This is a genomic window from Novosphingobium rhizosphaerae, from assembly GCF_050920675.1.
In the GTDB taxonomy this organism is placed as follows: Bacteria; Pseudomonadota; Alphaproteobacteria; order Sphingomonadales; family Sphingomonadaceae; genus Novosphingobium; species Novosphingobium rhizosphaerae.
This window is the reverse complement of sequence record NZ_CP137861.1, coordinates 546,861-563,424: the sequence shown is the minus strand read 5'-3', so window position 1 is coordinate 563,424 and position 16,564 is coordinate 546,861. Positions and strand designations below refer to the sequence as shown.

At 62.5% G+C, this 16,564-nt stretch carries 12 protein-coding genes and 1 pseudogene; 10 read left to right on the top strand and 3 right to left on the bottom strand.

The features are described 5' to 3' along the window. The first annotated feature begins 11 nt into the window (after positions 1-11). Positions 12-1,376 carry a hypothetical protein gene (locus R9J51_RS02630; protein WP_179562296.1) on the top strand — a complete coding sequence of 455 codons (1,365 nt, stop codon included), beginning with the start codon at positions 12-14 and terminating at the stop codon, positions 1,374-1,376. Between the two features lie 54 nt (positions 1,377-1,430). Here the strand turns inward: R9J51_RS02630 and R9J51_RS02625 are convergent. Then, positions 1,431-1,868, bottom strand: a pseudogene (locus tag R9J51_RS02625) (transposase); the annotation flags it as partial. Between the two features lie 329 nt (positions 1,869-2,197). On the opposite strand from R9J51_RS02625, the gene R9J51_RS02620 reads away from it, so the two are divergent. Next, a complete protein-coding gene (locus R9J51_RS02620) occupies positions 2,198-2,968 on the top strand; it encodes a DUF4236 domain-containing protein (protein WP_179562298.1) in 771 nt (256 codons plus the stop codon). Between the two features lie 87 nt (positions 2,969-3,055). Here the strand turns inward: R9J51_RS02620 and R9J51_RS02615 are convergent, their stop codons facing one another. After that, positions 3,056-3,322, bottom strand: a complete 267-nt coding sequence (locus tag R9J51_RS02615; RefSeq protein WP_179504175.1) for a hypothetical protein — start codon at positions 3,320-3,322, stop codon at positions 3,056-3,058. Positions 3,323-4,109: 787 nt separating this feature from the next. Here R9J51_RS02615 and R9J51_RS02610 point away from each other — a divergent pair. From R9J51_RS02610 to R9J51_RS02575, 8 genes are all read left to right on the top strand, one after another. Continuing rightward, a complete protein-coding gene (locus R9J51_RS02610; protein ID WP_179505795.1) occupies positions 4,110-5,951 on the top strand; it encodes a ParB N-terminal domain-containing protein in 1,842 nt (613 codons plus the stop codon). A gap of 82 nt (positions 5,952-6,033) precedes the next feature. Then, positions 6,034-6,957, top strand: coding sequence for a HEPN domain-containing protein (locus R9J51_RS02605; RefSeq protein ID WP_179505794.1), 924 nt, complete (start codon positions 6,034-6,036; stop codon positions 6,955-6,957). Between the two features lie 795 nt (positions 6,958-7,752). Continuing rightward, the gene (rlxS, locus tag R9J51_RS02600) at positions 7,753-9,702 is read left to right on the top strand and encodes a relaxase/mobilization nuclease RlxS (protein WP_179505793.1); all 1,950 of its coding nucleotides are present in this window, start codon (positions 7,753-7,755) and stop codon (positions 9,700-9,702) included. A gap of 71 nt (positions 9,703-9,773) precedes the next feature. Then, positions 9,774-10,001 (top strand): hypothetical protein, encoded by a 228-nt coding sequence (locus tag R9J51_RS02595; RefSeq protein WP_432787793.1) that lies wholly within the window; start codon positions 9,774-9,776, stop codon positions 9,999-10,001. Positions 10,002-10,021: 20 nt separating this feature from the next. Next, on the top strand, positions 10,022-10,195 hold the full coding sequence (locus R9J51_RS02590) for a hypothetical protein (RefSeq protein ID WP_432787792.1): 174 nt from the start codon (positions 10,022-10,024) through the stop codon (positions 10,193-10,195). Continuing rightward, on the top strand, positions 10,192-10,416 hold the full coding sequence (locus R9J51_RS02585; protein ID WP_179505792.1) for a helix-turn-helix domain-containing protein: 225 nt from the start codon (positions 10,192-10,194) through the stop codon (positions 10,414-10,416). Before R9J51_RS02590 ends, R9J51_RS02585 begins: the two co-directional genes overlap by 4 nt. Then, positions 10,413-10,634 carry a hypothetical protein gene (locus R9J51_RS02580; protein ID WP_179505791.1) on the top strand — a complete coding sequence of 74 codons (222 nt, stop codon included), beginning with the start codon at positions 10,413-10,415 and terminating at the stop codon, positions 10,632-10,634. The genes R9J51_RS02585 and R9J51_RS02580 overlap by 4 nt, the downstream gene beginning before the upstream one ends. A gap of 348 nt (positions 10,635-10,982) precedes the next feature. After that, entirely contained in the window at positions 10,983-14,960 is a 3,978-nt protein-coding gene (locus R9J51_RS02575) for an AAA family ATPase (RefSeq protein WP_218843531.1), read from the top strand. 417 nt (positions 14,961-15,377) lie between these two features. Here R9J51_RS02575 and R9J51_RS02570 read toward each other — a convergent pair whose 3' ends face one another. Continuing rightward, positions 15,378-16,412 carry an IS110 family transposase gene (locus R9J51_RS02570; protein ID WP_179505789.1) on the bottom strand — a complete coding sequence of 345 codons (1,035 nt, stop codon included), beginning with the start codon at positions 16,410-16,412 and terminating at the stop codon, positions 15,378-15,380. Positions 16,413-16,564 lie beyond the last annotated feature (152 nt).

Below are 16,564 nucleotides of genomic sequence, written 5' to 3'. Positions count from 1 at the left end.
GGAGTTGGACAATGACAACGCTGGGCCCATCGCCGTTCGTGTGGCTGCCATTCGACGAAGGGGCGAACATCCGGACGGACTGGTCCAGCGATGCGCTCGCCGATCTGAAATCGGCCGTAGCCGCGCCCGGCATCACCGATCTGGTCGTGCTTTCGCACGGGTGGCAGAACGATCTGCGCGATGCCGAAACACTCTATGGCACCTTGTGGGGCCATGTCTGCACCGAACTGGGGCAGCGCGGCGTTGACCCGGCGCGGATCGTGGTGGCCGGCGTGTTGTGGCCATCCAAGAAGTGGGACGCCGATTACGACGGCGGCCATGCGCTGGACATGCAGCCCAGTGTCGCAGGCGCCCTTGGCCTTGGCGACGAAGGCAGCCTTCCGGCGCATGCGGAGGACATCGAACAGGCCAGGTTCGAAGCCTATCTTGATACTCTGCGCGATCTGGTTGGCCACGAGAATGCCTCGGACATGCTCGTGGCTGCGCGCGCGCAAGCCAATGCGCCAAGCCCCGAAAACGCGGTCGCGATGTTCGAAACGGCCAAGAATGCATTGGGTTGGGACAAGCCAGACCATGCTCCCGATGCGGAACTGAAGGCCGAGGCCAACTGGTCGCTCGGCACTGAAGACCCGGCGCTGGCAGAACGCCGGTTTATTTCGCTCGCGATGCAGATCGCCGTACCGGTCGATCCGTCGGTAGGTGCCACGCTGGGCTTAGGAGATGCGATCGGCTCGGTCTGGCGCGGGGCGCGCAACGGCACGCTCTGGGCGCTGAACAAGCTTACCTATTACACGATGAAAAAGCGTGCTGGCGCGGTTGGCGAGGCATTGGCCGAACACGTGCTTGGCCAGCTTGCGGGGACGACGGGCTTGCGTATTCATCTGGTCGGCCACAGCTTTGGCGGGCGACTGGTGACCGCAGCGGCCACTGCCCTGCGCGCGCCGGCTGGCGTCGAACTTGGTGCCGTGGTCTTGTTACAGGCAGCCTATTCGCACAATGGACTGACGCCGGGCATCGGGGCATTCGCCGGGCTTCTGTCCAACAGGCCCAAGGGCCCGATCGTCTTTACCCACACGCACAACGATCTGGCATGCACGTTCGCCTACCCGCTTGCATCCCGTGTCGTGGGGGATACTGCGCTCAGTCTGGGCGATGCGAACGATCCATTCGGCGCAATGGGTGCGAACGGCCCTCAGGGACTGAAGGCAAATCAAATCATCGTTTGCAATCCCGCTAAACCGGCCCTGCACGCGGGCCTTGTCAACACCGTGCTCGCGGATGCTTTCGTCACAAAGACCGCGGTGAGCGACGCACACAACAACGTGACAAACGCGGGTTGCGGCGCCTTGGTGGCAGCAGCGATCTGCCGCCATTAAACAGACTGCGGAAAGAGGCCGTTGCACGCTAGTCACGTGAATCCGACGTTCGGCTCATTGTTTCTGGCAGAAACGTCTGACCGCGGCGAGGATATCGACGGCGGATTTGATCCACTTGTAGGGCTTGGGTTTTTCGCTGTGGGCGGCGATGAAGGCGGTGATATCGGCTTCGAGTTCCGCCGTTGATCTGTGACCTCCTCGCGGCAATGGTTTCCGGGTCAGTTCGGCAAACCGGCGTTCGACCTGAGTGATCCACGATGCCAACGTCGGCGTGAAGTGTACGTGCCAGTGCGGGCGGCGAGCGAGCCAGGTCTTGATCCTGGGCGTTTTGTGGGTGGCATAGTTGACCATCACGAGGTGGACCTTGGGGACTTCGGGTGTTGCCGCATTGATCTGCTTGAGAAAGTCGAGGAACTCGCTGGCGCGATGCCGCTTGTAGCATTTTCCGATCACGGCGCCGGTGGCGATGTCGAGCGCGGCGAACAGCGAGGTTGGCGGCACGGCGAGAATGTCTGTCAATAGTGCTGGCACATACTGCAGATATAGGCCTGCAGATTTTCTGTTAGCCGTTCTAGGTTGCACCGGCAGTCACAAGACGTGTCGCGTAACCTGTGACTGCCGGTACAGCAAACGCTTTAGCAGATTGCGCGCAACTGTGAATTGATTTCCTCCAAAATGGTGATAGCGAGAAAGAAGCTGCTGATCTGGCAACGGAAGCAGCCTGTTTTGCAGCGCTCAATCGAAACGGCATCTCCACCTGCTTCTATTTTCTGTTGATGGTGATCGATCGGACGCCTTTATAAAACGTCAGGGGCTGCGACATGGGGTGGCGATTTCGGCGATCGGTGAAGGTCCTGCCCGGTGTTCGGTTGAACATCAGCAAGTCGGGCATCAGCACTTCCATCGGCGGGCCAGGAGCAACCCTCAACATCGGCCCCAAAGGCACTCGGCAGACGGTGGGATTGCCAGGGTCCGGGGTTTCGCACTCGACATTTACGCCGAAGAAGCAAGGGCGCGTCCAGGGCCCTGGTCCTGGCAAAGACGGCGGCTTGGGCGGCTGCGCTGTCATCTTCATCGCTCTGGTCCTGCTGGTCATGATCGGACGCTGTGTGGGTGGTAGCGCGATTCCCGAGCCTGATGCCTCAGGCTCCGCAGCAAGCGAAGCGGCTTTCGCCGATCCGACCGGCGCGGCAACCAACTTTGCGGACGGCGACGAGGTCGCCATATCCACCGCATCCTTGCGGACCAGGAGCGAGCCATCGAGCACGGGCACCGTCGTTGGCACGCTGCATCGCGGCGAGACGGTCAAAGTTCTGCGCCGCTCCGGAGAATGGCTGCAGGTGGCCCAAGGCGCTACGCAGGTCTGGATCGCCGCAAGCCACGTGAAGGCCCACGCGTCAGATCGCCAAGGTTTCTTGTCGACCCAGGCGCCAAACCGGCATCACGGCCCTGCTAAAAGTCACAAGCGGAAGTCATCCGGTTCCAGTGGCTTTGATGAAGGATGCCCTTGTAGCGGATCCAGAGTGTGTGTTGGACCACGCGGTGGGCGCTATTGTATCACCAGCGGCGGCAACAAGCGATATGGGGTCTGACCTGTCTATTCGGCGGCAGCAGGCCACAGGTGCAACAGCGCCATAGGGTCTGGCGATGTGCAGTGTTATGGGCCTTGTCGTAACCGCTTAATCCGCCGCCGCCTGCCTTCCGCCAATGGCATCGACCAGCATTGCGGCCAGTGCTTCTTCCGCACGCGCCCGTGCCGCTGGGTCCTTGGTGGCCAGATCATTGCGCAGCCACTGTGGCGCGCGTTCGATCACGGCGAGAATGATGGTCTTCGTCTTGTCGTCCATGATCGCCCCTATGGCCTCGTCGTTGATGAGGGGCAACGTGCTGGCGATGGATGGTGGAACCTGCGTCGTCGCTTGCGCAGTCCTTGCCTTCAGCAGCACCACTGACCTCGTTCTCGAAGCAGCGCCATTTCCGTTGCCGGTATGGTTGGACCCGCACCTTGGCCGCACTCCGACCAGCAGACCGGGCATGACCGCGCAATCATTATCGTCAGGTCGATGACGCTCGTCGTGGCGATGAGGCGGCCCGGTCGGGCAATCGCCGCGTGCGTCCGGGCGCTTGTTCCGCCAGGCTCGCCTGTCACGCCGCATCTGCTGTACGCCCAGCCGATGGCGGCACGCTGACCGTGGGGCGTGACTGGTTGCCCATCGTGGCCACCGCGCTGGCCACGATGGGTGTTCTGGTCGCTCGCCAAAAAAAGAGACGCGGTGCGGCGTCTGCGCCAGATCCAGGGCGGAGTTTGAACGTCAGAGGTCATTCTTCGCGCACGCGCCGGTGTTTCCAAGTCTGAGATGAGAGGGCTGCCCCGCGCCTATGGCGTGGCCGCGCTCTATCTCCGCCTGCGGCTTCGACCGAGCCACCTGCGGTGCCTCGTCGGCATGGCCGTCACGATCACTGGCAGGCATCGGCTCGCTGCGCGATCCGGATGCGGACAGCACGCTGTTGCGCGCTGACGTTGCTGACTTACCTGCCGGCCGGCGGTGTGGGCGTCACTCACCGCTAGGCCCGCCGCGGCGGCGCGCAACCTGAGCTGCGCTCAGGTCCTCCATTCCATTGCGGCCCTTCGGGTGCGCCCCGCCTCGTTCGGCGGGCCTTTCGGATCGCTCCTGTCGCCCACCCCGCCCTCCGGCGGGTCCATGCGCGCGATGAAAGAAGGAGTGAAGGACAATGGAACTCAAGCACATCGACATCACCCGTCTGTCGGTTTCCAGCCTCAACATGCGAGGCACGAAGAAGACCTGCGACATCGCCAATATCCTGCCTTCGGTGCGAGCGCGCGGCGTGCTTGTGCCGCTGATCGTTCGCGAAGTTCGCGCCGATAGTGTCGGTTCAGGCGGTGAGGAAAGCGAAGACGGCGAGCATGCTCCCACCTACGAAATCCTGGCGGGCAAGCGCCGGTTCCATGCCGCGCTGGCCGTGGTGGAAGAAGGCGGTGGTATCGAGGACCTGCCCTGTGCGGTCATCGAGCCGGGGGACGATGCGGCAGCCCTCGAAGCCTCGCTGATCGAGAACATCGCCCGGCTCGATCCCGATGAAATGACCCGCTGCGAGACGTTCACCCGGCTGGTCCGTGAAGGCCGCGACGTGGATAGCATCGCCCTGACCTTCGGGCTGACGGCCTTGCAGGTGAAGCGCACGCTGGCGCTGGGCAATCTCGTTCCCCGTCTGCGCAATCTCTACCGCGCCGACGGCATCGATGCGGTGTCCCTGCGCCATCTGACCATGGCGTCCAAGGCCAAGCAGAAGGAATGGCTGGCCCTGCACGATGACGCGCGGGCGACCGCGCCGACCGGGGCCTGGCTCAAGTCATGGCTGTTCGGCGGTGCCTCGATCCCGGTCCGTGCGGCGCTGTTCGATCTGGACGGATACAAGGGCGAAATCATCGCCGATCTGTTCGGGGAGGATCGCTATTTTGCGTGCGCCGAGGTGTTCTGGACCGCGCAGATGGAAGCCATCGAAGCGCGGGCCGAAGCCTATCGCGATGCCGGGTGGGACGAGGTCGTCATCATGGCCACAGGCGAGGCGTTCCATTCGTGGGAGCACGTCTCCTGTCCCAAATCCAAGGGCGGTCGGGTCTATGTCGCCATAGGCCATCGCGGTGATGTCACCTTCCATGAGGGCTTTATGACCGCCAAGGAGGCGCGGCGGCTGGAGCGCGGCGAGACACTGGAAAAGCCGATCCGGCCCGAAGTATCGAGCACGGTGAATGCCTATGTCGACCTGCATCGCCATGCCGCCGTGCGCGCCAAGCTGGTCGAGGACCCCGGCCTCTCGCTGCGGGTGATGGTCGCCCATGCGATTGTCGGGTCGGGTCTGTGGACGGTGCGGATCGAACCGCAGAAGGCCCCCAGCGATGCAGTGGCCGAGAGCGTTGAGAACTGCCTGTCCGAAGCCTTGTTCGATGCCCGGCGGCGCAGGGTTCTGAGCTTGCTCGACCTTGATCCCGACACGCCGACCGTCACTGGCAGCGATCCAGATGGGCAAGGTATCTGTGGCCTGGTCCGTCGACTGATCGCGCTGGACGACGCTGCCGTGCTGCGCGTGTTGGCCGTGGTCATGGGCGAAACGCTTGACGTCGGAACAGGCCTGATCGAACTGCTGGGCGAGCACATAAGCCTCGACATGGTCGATGTCTGGCAGGCCGACGATGCCTTGCTCGACGCCGTGCGCGACAGCGAGGTGATGGCCCATCTGCTCGCCGACATCGCGGGCGAACAGGTTGCCGCCGAGAACGGCAAGGCCACCACCAAGGTCAAGCGTGGCATCATCCGCGACTGCCTCTCGGGCAGCAATGGGCGCGTGAAGTGCGATAGCTGGGTGCCACGCTGGATGGCCTTCCCCGCGAGCTCCTACACGCCGCGTGGCGGCGTCGGCAGCGCCGCGCGGTCGGCCCGGATCGCAGCGGCTGGTGAACACGAGGTCGAGGCGGAAGCTGCCGATGACACCGAGGCCGGGACCGAAGTGAGCGACGATATCGAAGTCGATGCCACCTTGCCCAAGGCGGCGTGACAGGGGATATGGCCGGTTCCAACTGGGACCGGCCTACCACTTTGTACTTGGCAATGCAGGGAATAGCGGCGAATCTAAAGCCATGAAGACCGACCTCGATCATCTGCCTGCGAGCAAGCAGCGTGACCTGGACCGCGTGGTCCAGATCCTGTTCGAGGAGTTCGCCGCCGCGCATGAGAACGCGACCGCACGGCGGCGCCGGGGTCGTATTCTCAAGGTGATTCTCTACGGCAGCCATGCGCGGGGCGGCTGGGTGGATGAGCCGCATACCGCCAAGGGCTACGTCTCGGACTTCGATCTGCTGGTGATCGTCAACCAGAAGGAACTGACCGACCGCGCCGCCCACTGGACGGCGGCCGACCAGCGGCTGATCGAGGAGAAGATCGCTGGGACACTGCGCACGCCCGCCAATTTCGTGGTCCACACCTGGCAGGAAGTCGGCGACGGCCTTGCCCATGGGCGCTACTTCTTCATGGACATCGCCCGCGATGGCGTCTTGCTGTTCGAGGCCGACGACAGGCCTCTCCCGGAGCCCAAGCCGAAGACGCCCGAGCAGGCGCGTGCCATGGCGCAGGAATATTTCAATGAGTGGTTTCCTGCCGGGGCGGGGATGTTGGAAACGGCTCGTTTCAGCCAGGAGCAGGGACGACTGAAAGACGCAGCGTTCTTGACGCACCAAGCTGCCGAACGTCTCTATCACTGCGTGCTGCTGGTTTGCACCTTCTACACCCCACACAACCACAATCTGGCCTTCTTACGCACGCAGGCCGAGGGTTTGGACATACGCTTGGTGGAGGCGTGGCCGCGCGATACCCGGCGCGAGCGGGCATTGTTCGAGAAGCTGAAAGACGCCTACGTGAAGGCGCGCTACTCCAAACATTACCGCATTTCGAAAGAGGATTTGCTGTGGCTTGCCGAGCGGGTCGAGAAGCTCGGCCAGCTTGTGCAGGATGTTTGCCAAGAGCGCCTGGCGCTGCTCGCGTCGGAGCTCCGCGAAGCAGGCTGACCCCTGTTTAGCAGGGGTTGTACGACCCTCTGTTACCGCTTCGACCGACCTAATTACCCCCCCTGCCAGATACGCATCAGGCATTATCGCATACTTCGATATCGAGCTTCAGTTGCAGCACGCAGTCGCCCTCTGAACGGGCTTTGATCTCCCGTGTCTGCGCGCCGCAGGACAGCGTGATCCAATCGAAATGCCGCCCAGATCGCGTGCTTCGCGCAGCCCATGGCGGGTGATCCAAACCATCGCGGCACCGTCGCTGGCAATGCCAAAATGGCAGGCAATTCCCTGCCCGGGATCTAACCGCCCTGGACCTACAATCCATCTGAAAAGGTCAGCTAAAACCCTGCGGCAATTCCGCATGCGGGGACACTGCGGACCCCTCGATGTCCCCCGAGAATTGCAGGCGATGCTCCGCCTTGGCTTCGATCCGTGTGGTCATAGCCCCTTCCCCCGTCGCAGCTCACGTCGCAAAGTTCAATTAGAACATATGGAGATCAAAATGAAGGCCTGCGAGGATGGGCGAAGGGTGCTGGGGGCAGATGGGCAGCAAAAGGAACTGACGCAAGATAAAGGTCCCTATCTCGCGATGGGGTCTAAGCTGTTGTCTGCACGTCGTTTTCTTTGGAGATAGGCTGGACTTGCGCCATGGGACCGCCTCCGGTTGCGAGATGCGTGGCCAAGAAAGCGTGTCGTTGCAGGCATTTGCCGCGAGACAGGCGTGGAGGCCCTTGCAGCCTCGCGCGCGCCGCCCCTGATTGCTGTTCCGGCAGGAATTCCAGCATCGAGGAAGCGGCAATGGACGACGGGTTCGACGTGTGGCTGGGTCATATCGGCAAGGAACGGCCCATGCGCCATGACCTGCGCCGGGCGGTCAACCAGGCCGGTGGCTCGCGCCTGGCGAAGGGGCAAACCAAGCCCCGCTTTACCGGCGCCCGGACCGGGCGCGGCGTCGCCGCTGGACGGATGCTTGCCGGTGCGCCGCATCAGGTGGGTGCGCGCACCCGCCGCGTGGTGGTGAAAGCCCGCTTCGTGAAGCTTGCCGGCAAGGGGCTGAAAGCGGCAAGTGCGCACCTGGCCTACCTGCAGCGCGATGGCACCACCCGCGAAGGTGAGCGCGGCACGCTGTATGGCCCGGACAACGACCACGCCGACGGCAAGGCCTTCCTCGAACGCGGGGTTGGTGACCGCCACCAATTCCGTTTCATTGTCGCGCCCGAGAACGGCGAGCAGTACACGGACCTTAAGCCGGTGACGCGGCGGCTGATGAAGCAGATGGAACAGGACCTTGGCACGCGCCTCGAATGGGTGGCGGTCGATCACTTCAACACTGGCCATCCCCATACCCATATCGTCGTGCGCGGCGTCGACGAGGCGGGCAAAAACCTCGTCATCGCCCGCGACTACATCAGCCAGGGCATCGCTGCGCGCGCCTCGGAAATCGTCAGCCGCGATCTTGGGCCCCGTACCGAGCTCGAGATCGCCACCGCCAACGCGCGTGAGGTGACGCAGGAACGATTCACCCGCATCGACCGCCGCCTGTTGCGCGACATCGACGGACAGGGGCTGGCGTCGGCATGGCATGCGGATCCGACCGAGCAGGCCTTGCGTGCGGCACGCCTGGGCACGCTGCACGCGATGGGCCTTGCGGAGAAGGAGGGCAAAGGCCTCTACCGCCTCGATGACGACCTGGAAGCCACGCTGCGTGCGATGGGCAAGCATGGCGACATCATCGCCACCATGCACGAGCGGCTGCGCGGCCATCCTGAGGTGCTGCCGCAGGACTACGCGGTCTATGCCCCAGACGAGCGCAAGGTCATCGTTGGACGCGTGCTCGACCGCGGCCTCGCCGACGAGCATGGCGATCGTCATTACCTGATCGTCGAAGCAACCGATGGGCGCACGCACTTCGTCGATCTCGGGCACGATCTGGCCGATGGGTCGACGAGGGATCGGCTTGTCCGGGTGTCTCCGACACCGGTGGAGGTGCGGACGGCCGACAAGGCCATTGCCGAAGTCGCCGGCGCGAACGGCGGGCGTTACAGCGTGGACCTTCACCTGGCGCATGATCCTTCCGCTACCGATCGCTTTGCCCAGGCCCATGTGCGCCGTCTCGAAGCCCTGCGCCGCGATGGCGCGGCCGTGCAGCGCGAGCCGAATGGTACTTGGACGGTCGGCCCGGATTACCTCAGCGAAGCGCTTCGCCATGAAGAGCGGCAAGCTGCGCGACGGCCGGTCACGATCGCGGTACTGACCGACCGGCCGCTCGAACAGCTGGTCCATCATGATGGCGAGACCTGGCTCGACCGCCAGTGCGTTGCGACCAACCCTGAGCGGCTGCAGGGGCGCATCGGCGCCAAGATAGGCCAGTCGCTGCAGCAGCGGCGGCAATGGCTGATCGAACAGGGCTTGGCGGCGCAAGAAGGAGATACGATCCGCTATCGCGCCAACTTGCTGGCGACGCTTCGCCAGCGCGAACTGAACCGCGTCGGCGCCCAGCTCTCGCAGGAGCTTGGGCTGGAATTCACGCCCGTGCAGGGCAACCATGTCGAGGGCACCTACCAGCGCGCCATTGCCATAGGCGGCGCGAAGTATGCCCTGATCGCCAAGTCACGCGAGTTCACGCTGGTCCCGTGGCGCCCGGTTCTGGAGAAGCAGTTGGGCCGCCAGGTCACCGGGACCATCGAGCGCGGCGGCGGCATTGACTGGACCTTCGGACGGCAGCGTTCGGGGCCGCAGATCGGCTGAGCCATCGAAGCACCCCCAGGATACCGGAGAGGCTCTGTTGCCAAGTCCATGCGACGCGCATCATCGCCGGCATGCAAACCCGCAAGACACGCCACCAGTTCTACCTGCCCGACCATCTCTCGGCGCGGCTCAATGCCATGGCGGCAGAGCCAGGGGCGTCGAAGACAACGATCCTGAGCGCGGCGCTCGGCGCGTGGTTCCAGCGAGCCGACGATGAACAGACCGGCGCGCAATTCGGTAAGGCGCTTTCCCGGCAGGTGCGCGCCGTCGAGCGGCTCGAGCAAGGCTCGATTACCTGACCGAAGTGCTGGGCCTGTTCGTGCGACACCAGCTGACACTGACCGCGCATCATCCCGCCTTCGACGCCGAGACGCAGCGCCTGGGCCAGCGCCGCTACGACCAGTTCGTTCGGACGGCGGGTGAACTGGCTGCGCGAAAGGCCAGGCCGAAGGCCAATGCCGCCCCATCCAACAACGAGGAGAACGAGCCATGAGCATTCCCTTCGGGCAGGTCAAGCCCGAGCCCTACAGAACCGATCCGCTGACGGTCCGAATTCCCGAGGCGTGCCGCCTCACCGGTATCGGCCGTTCGAAGCTCTACGAACTCATTGCCGACGGCAGCATCGAGATCGTCAAGGTCGGCGGCATGACCCTCATCCCCTTCGAGAGCCTGAAGCGCCTGATTGCCGATGCCCGCGAAGGAGGTCGGCTATGAGCATCCATCCCATCCTGCTGCGGGCTTTGCTGACGGCGGTCGTCGCGGAAATCCGGGATGAGCAGCGCGAGGCGCTCGCCTCCGGCACAATGGCTGTCAGGATTGCAGCGGAAGATCGCCTTGTAGATGACCTCATGGCCGCGATAGCAATCGCAGATCGTGGCAGGGGGCAGACGGGCGTCGAGTCTGCGGCAGTTCAAGTCCATTCCGCTTCATAGCGGCTGTCCTGCTCCGGTTGCGCTTAGCACGGGAGTCTTCCCCAGTTTACCCTTGCTAGACTCTTTGGCACATGAGTCCCAAAGGCAGTTGTTGCGGACGTTCCGGAACGGCAGCTTATGGGCCGCAAAGACGGGATAGCGGCCATTTGGATGCATTGGAACCTGGAGGCAGCTGCCGACCCCGATCACGCCTTTCAGTCGGAGGCTACGAACGTCTGGTTTTGCCGGGACCTGCCGTTCGCCTCACGCAAACTCGCTGGGAGCCAACGCCCCCGACGCTGTCGTTAGTCGGTCGCATCATCAATCCCGTTAGCCGTCGTATCCTGCCGGCGGTGATTGAGTTCGCAGATGACGCGGAATCAATCGGAGGCTACACAATTCCAAGAATTGGGGGCCAAGCAATTGACTGATTCGGGTACCGATTTGCCGGGTATGGCGCCCGTACGTGCGCTTCACTTGCTCACCACAGACCTGCTTCTCGCTGAGCTAGTTTCCGGACGCCCGATCGCCACAGATGAGGGCCACCGACTGGTACTCGGTAGCGACGCCGCTCGAGGCGTGCTGTCTTGGTATCGCGGCGCGCGCTCCAAGTGGGCCGGCAATGTAATGACGCCGGATTGCGAAGCCATCATATCCAGCATCAACGCCGCCCCAGCCCAAGTTCCGCCTCCTACCGCGTCCGCAGATCGGGAGCGCCGCGTTCTTAGGCTAGCGAAAATCGTCGCACATAGGTTCGCGGGGCTGCATGCCTACGGATCTGCAGACGAGCCGAGCACGGATTTTGTGTTCGAACCGAACCGCTCCATCACAGTATTCGAAGGCTGGAACGGGTCGGGCAAGACAAGCTTGATGAATTCGGTTATCTGGTGCCTCACCGGCAAGCTGCTCCGGCCTCAACGTTTGCCCGAAAGCGGCGAAGCCGAATTCGACTGCGAGATCGACCGCGGGGCTGCTGAAGAGGCGTCGCAGCATAAGATCAGCGCGGTGACTCCTCTGCCGAGCGCCCAGCACTGGACGCCTGCAGCATCGGCTAAAACCATCCCAGCGGATACTTGGGTTGAGCTGACCTTCGAGCTGGAGGACGGGACCCGCCTTCCTCCGATACGTCGAACGCAGTCACGAAAGACAAACGGCAAGCTGGAGGAGGTCGGGCCCAACGCGGCGGATCTTGGCCTCGATCCGATCGCGTTCAATCTTGGGACCACCATGCCGGGGTTGCTGCCCTATCTCCAGGTGGGGAACCCTTCGGAGTTGGGGCTGGCGGTGGCAAAGCTGACCGGCCTTTCGGAACTTGTGGCTCTGGCAAAGCACGCTGGGCGTGCAAGAACGAAGATTGCGGGGGACATCACCAAGGAGCGCAAAACTGAGCTCGAGCGGATCGAGACGGACTATCGGCAGCATCGCAACGACCTCGAACAGCGAATTTCCGAATTCTCGGAAATGACGCCTGCCACCGCCCTCCCGGCGATCACGGATGAGCCGGCTGCGTTCATCGCGCTCGGACAGCATTTCGAGGATCTGAAAGCCAGGGGCCTCGCCCATGCCCGGGACGTTCTTGGCAATACGTTTGACGCCTCGGAGGAGCCGCAGCGGCAGAGTTTGGAGCAATGCATCGCACCTGCGGTAGAGCAGGTGCGCCGGTTGTCGCAGCTCCCTTCGATGGAAAGGCTGGTTGCTCTCAAGCTGGAGGCCAACGTTCGCCAAGAGGTGGATGCCCTCATTGATCGAATGTTCGAGGAGGCGACGACCCTCGAAGAACTCTCGGCGAACCCGGTACTGGAGCGCAGGACCCAGCTCTACGCACGCGTGACCGACTGGATGCGCGAGCATGGAAAGCCCCATGATGATCATTGTGCAGTCTGCCATCATTCACTCTCCGGCGTCGTCGACGCTGAGACTGGCGGGCTTGTTGCCGATCATCTACGCCAAGTTGCTGAAGATAGCGAAATCCTTTCCAAGACGGTCGTGCAATGGGCCGAGGCCTGGACCGGCAAACTGGCCCGCGATCTGCCGGACGCGCTTCGGCGCGATTTGCAGAACGACCTCCCGAAATCTCCCGGTGCAATTTTGCGAACCGCTTTGCTGGACGACCTCTTCAGCACAGAAAGCTTTACAGGCGTCCTTCAATCGCTGCGTTCCAACGTGGAAGCGCAAACGGACAAGGCGATGGCCGACCTGCCTTCGTTTGCAGAGCCAGCACCGCGAGTTCTGCCGAGCCGAGTTGGCGCTCACGCGGCTAAGCTGAGCAAGACGTTAAACCGCCTTATCCGAGCTTTGGCATTCGTCGATTGGATGACGGCCCATCGCGCAGAACTTGCTGCGGCGCTTGAAGAAGTCCGCGGCAAAGCCGATCGCGGTGACGGTCAGGCGACTGGCCTCCGAGCGCAACTGTTACGCCTCGATGCCATCGTGAAGGGCGTTGCGCCCATTAATGCGGCTATCGACCTGTCGAAACGAATGAACTCTGCTCAGACTGCTCATAAGCGGAAACTGAAAGCGATCGAAGATTGCGGAACGGCTGCAGCGGCACTGGATGAAATCATTCCATTGGGCGATCTTGCCACCGCGCAGGTCGAAGGCTTGCAGGCCCGCTTGCATGATCGAGCGGTATTTTGGCGAAACGCGATCTACCAAAACGCGACAACCCTATCGCCCAAACCGCATCGAACTGGGATGACGTCCCAAGGAGCAATTTCAATTCAAGCGGGGCGCGATGGCGTTCATGCGCCAGCTCAACATGTATCAAACGCTTCGGCCCTGAGGGCGTCACTCGTGGGCTTCTACCTCGCGTTTCGAGAACATGTCCTCCAGACGGATGGTGGCCTGTCGCTCATGATCTTGGATGACCCCCAAGATCTCCTCGACTACGACAATCGCGCTCGTCTAGCGCGTGCCCTCGACCAACTGGCGGCTGGTGGAGCCCAAATTCTGGCTACTACCTATGACCGTAGCTTCGGTCGTATCCTCGTCGCTGAGGCACGGGGTACCAATCGTGTTGAGCACCGTGCCGTCCATCCGGTGCACGCATCTCGAAGTACCCTCGAAACTTCCCTGGCTATTGAGGACTTGGATCGGAAACGGAACGAGTTCGTCTCGAACCCGGACTCGGCAGCCCACGCACAAGATTATGCGAATCAGGCTCGCATCTTCTTGGAGGCTCGCCTTGGCGATTTGTTCGACGACCCGGCTTATCCCGCGTTTTCAGCACCCACTGATGCGCCGACGCTGATGACGCTGTTAGGGCGGCTCCGTTCACTGGTCAGCGCTCGCAGCAACGAACTCTTCAGGAGTCCGGTACTCTCGCGCTTCTGCGATGATCCTGCATTGGCCGATGGCGCTGAGCCGCGACGAGTGCTCAACCAAGCGCATCACCGCGACGCCAACGCTTTGAGCTACATCGACGTGCAGAATGTTGATGCGGACTTGAAGCGATTGCGTTCAGCAGTCGAACGCGTCCACGAGGAATTCCGGCGCTATCGCTGGCGAGAGCCGCTTCAGGAGGCCGTCCCGGAAAATGTAGTACCTCTAACTGTCGTTACCGCACCGGCTTTCAACGTCCCGATCGTTCAGGACATTGCTGCGTTTAGCCGGCACGTTCCGAGCGGTGCCAGCCAGGATCGCAACTGGGAGATGCTCTCCAGCCAATGGTTTGATGACAAGTCGCTGTTTTACGTCCGCAAAGACACCATGGGCTTCACAATCCCAGCCGGGTCCATCGCGATCGTTGAGGCCACGCCTTCTTCGCCGGCCGATCATGAGCTAGTTATTGGCCGCCGCGGGACGCAAGCCTTCGCTCGTAGGCTGCTGCGTCCGCGCAACGGCGAGGGATACTCCTTGGCCGCTGAAGCGACCGACCCTCGTGGCGGGCGGCCGACTCTGGCTTTCGAGAATCACGAACTCGACTTGCATCGCGTCGTCGGAGCTCTGTTCGTTCAGGTCCCTCCGCCGGCGGGGCGGGAAGAGGCAGTTCTCCTGGAAGGACATCCTGCCCTTGGGCGAGTGGAGGTCGCATATCGCGTCCGCGAGGAAAGCGCCGTCCCCCGCGTGATGCCGGGGCAGATCATCCTCGGTGGAGCGGTTCTTACCCCAGATCAGTTGGATGCGATGGAAGGCGAAATGGTCGCGGTCACTTTGGAAGACGGTGACAGCATCCTGAAACGGATCGGCGCACGGCTTTCGAGGAGTCTGCCGTATCTCCGACAGTTCGAGACGATCGGCGGGCTCGGAGCCTCCGTTGTGCTCGCCACAGAACGGGTAGAAGGGGCACCAGACCTACCTGTGATGATCAATGCTCGCCTTGTATTAGGTGTGGTTTACGCCTCATAGGTTGCCGCAAGCCAAGGGGCCGGCCGGGTTCTTTTGGATGTTTATTCGAAATGCCGGGCAGATGCCTGCTAGCCTTGATCATTCATGGGCAGATGATCCAGCCGCACGAACGTCGGGTGTCGCCGAAACCCGTCGTTAGCGTTCGTCCTCGTGAACGTCGTCTGTGGACGCCCCGAAGGAAGCAAGCGGAAATTGTGGGCTGGCTCGTAGTCAGGTGCTCTCGTCTGTCCGGCCTCTGGATGCTGCCTTTGGCTGCGGGCCAGTATGGGAGTTCGCGGATCGGATCCACATCGGCTTAGCGCGCTTGGCTGGCGCTTCGACATTCTCTGGTTTTCCGATCCCGTCTAGCCGACTGTTTTGCCATACCCTCCTTCGACCGCCTACGTCTCCGACGACCTCTGGCCCTTTGTCGCAGCGTTACGCGGCGACAGCGACCGGAGCCTTGTAATCTTCTTTCCTGGTCATGAGCGCCCAGGCGATACGTGCCATCTTATTGGCGAGTGCTACCGACACCAGCATGCGAGGCTTGCGCGCCAGCATGCCTTCGAGCCACGAGCCTGCCGGCGCGCCACGCATGGTGGCTTGCCGCACCACCGCGCTGCCCCCTATGATGAGCAACCGCCTTATCGTTCGCTCGCCCATTTTCGAGATGCGGCCCAGCTTCTGTTTACCTCCAGTCGAGTGTTGGAGTGGTGCAAGGCCCAGCCACGCTGCAAAGTCACGTCCCTTGCTGAACGTCGCGGCGTGAGGTGCAAGCGCTACGATTGCAGTAGCAGCGATCGGACCAATGCCAGGTATCGTCATGAGCCGGCGCGCAACCTCATTCTCACGGGCGCGTCGGGCGATCTCCTCGTCCAAGGCGGCAATCCGGTGACCAAGTTCGGCAAGCATATCGGTCATGATGCGGAGCATGGCTCGAGCCGCCTCGGGCAGGGAAGAGGCCATCTCATCTTCATCCAGCAAGTCCGCCAGCATCGCTACGTGCGCCAAGCCGCGCGGCGCAACCCAGCCATATTCGGCAAGATGGCCACGCAAAGCATTGATGAGCTGCGTGCGTTGACGAACCAGAAGATCGCGGGTCCGGAAGACCATGCCGGCAGCCTGTTGCTCTTCCGTCTTGATCGCGGCGAAGCGCATGCCCGGCCGCTGCGCCGCTTCGCAAATCGCCTCTGCATCGACCGCATCATTCTTATGTCGCTTCACGAACGGTTTGACGTAGATCGGTGGGATCAGCCGAACATCATGCCCAAGCTGGGTCAACTGGCGCGCCCAATGATGGGCCCCACCGCATGCTTCCATCGCCACCAGGCATGATGGCTGCGCTGCAAAGAAATCAAGCAACTTGCTGCGGCTCAGCTTGCGACTGAACACCATGCCACCGCGCTCATCGGCGCCGTGCGCGTGAAAAGCATTCTTGGCTATATCCAACCCGATTGTGATAAGCTGTGACACGGACGCCTCCTGCAAGTGGTGCTTCAACACCTCCACTATGGCACATCGATGCCGCCGGGGGGCGTCCACCCCATCAGCTTAGCCTGTCTTATTCACCGCGGCGGGTGAGAGGGTTGGCGGGAGTGGCGTAAGCGATTGCTTTGCAGTAGGAA

Bases quoted from the DNA above. Each gene is read 5' to 3' on its own strand.
- R9J51_RS02630 (WP_179562296.1), top strand. From the start codon at position 12: ATGACAACGCTGGGCCCATCGCCGTTCGTGTGGCTGCCATTCGACGAA.
- R9J51_RS02620 (WP_179562298.1), top strand. From the start codon at position 2,198: ATGGGGTGGCGATTTCGGCGATCGGTGAAGGTCCTGCCCGGTGTTCGG.
- R9J51_RS02610 (WP_179505795.1), top strand. From the start codon at position 4,110: ATGGAACTCAAGCACATCGACATCACCCGTCTGTCGGTTTCCAGCCTC.
- R9J51_RS02605 (WP_179505794.1), top strand. From the start codon at position 6,034: ATGAAGACCGACCTCGATCATCTGCCTGCGAGCAAGCAGCGTGACCTG.
- rlxS (WP_179505793.1), top strand. From the start codon at position 7,753: ATGGACGACGGGTTCGACGTGTGGCTGGGTCATATCGGCAAGGAACGG.
- R9J51_RS02595 (WP_432787793.1), top strand. From the start codon at position 9,774: ATGCAAACCCGCAAGACACGCCACCAGTTCTACCTGCCCGACCATCTC.
- R9J51_RS02585 (WP_179505792.1), top strand. From the start codon at position 10,192: ATGAGCATTCCCTTCGGGCAGGTCAAGCCCGAGCCCTACAGAACCGAT.
- R9J51_RS02580 (WP_179505791.1), top strand. From the start codon at position 10,413: ATGAGCATCCATCCCATCCTGCTGCGGGCTTTGCTGACGGCGGTCGTC.
- R9J51_RS02575 (WP_218843531.1), top strand. From the start codon at position 10,983: ATGACGCGGAATCAATCGGAGGCTACACAATTCCAAGAATTGGGGGCC.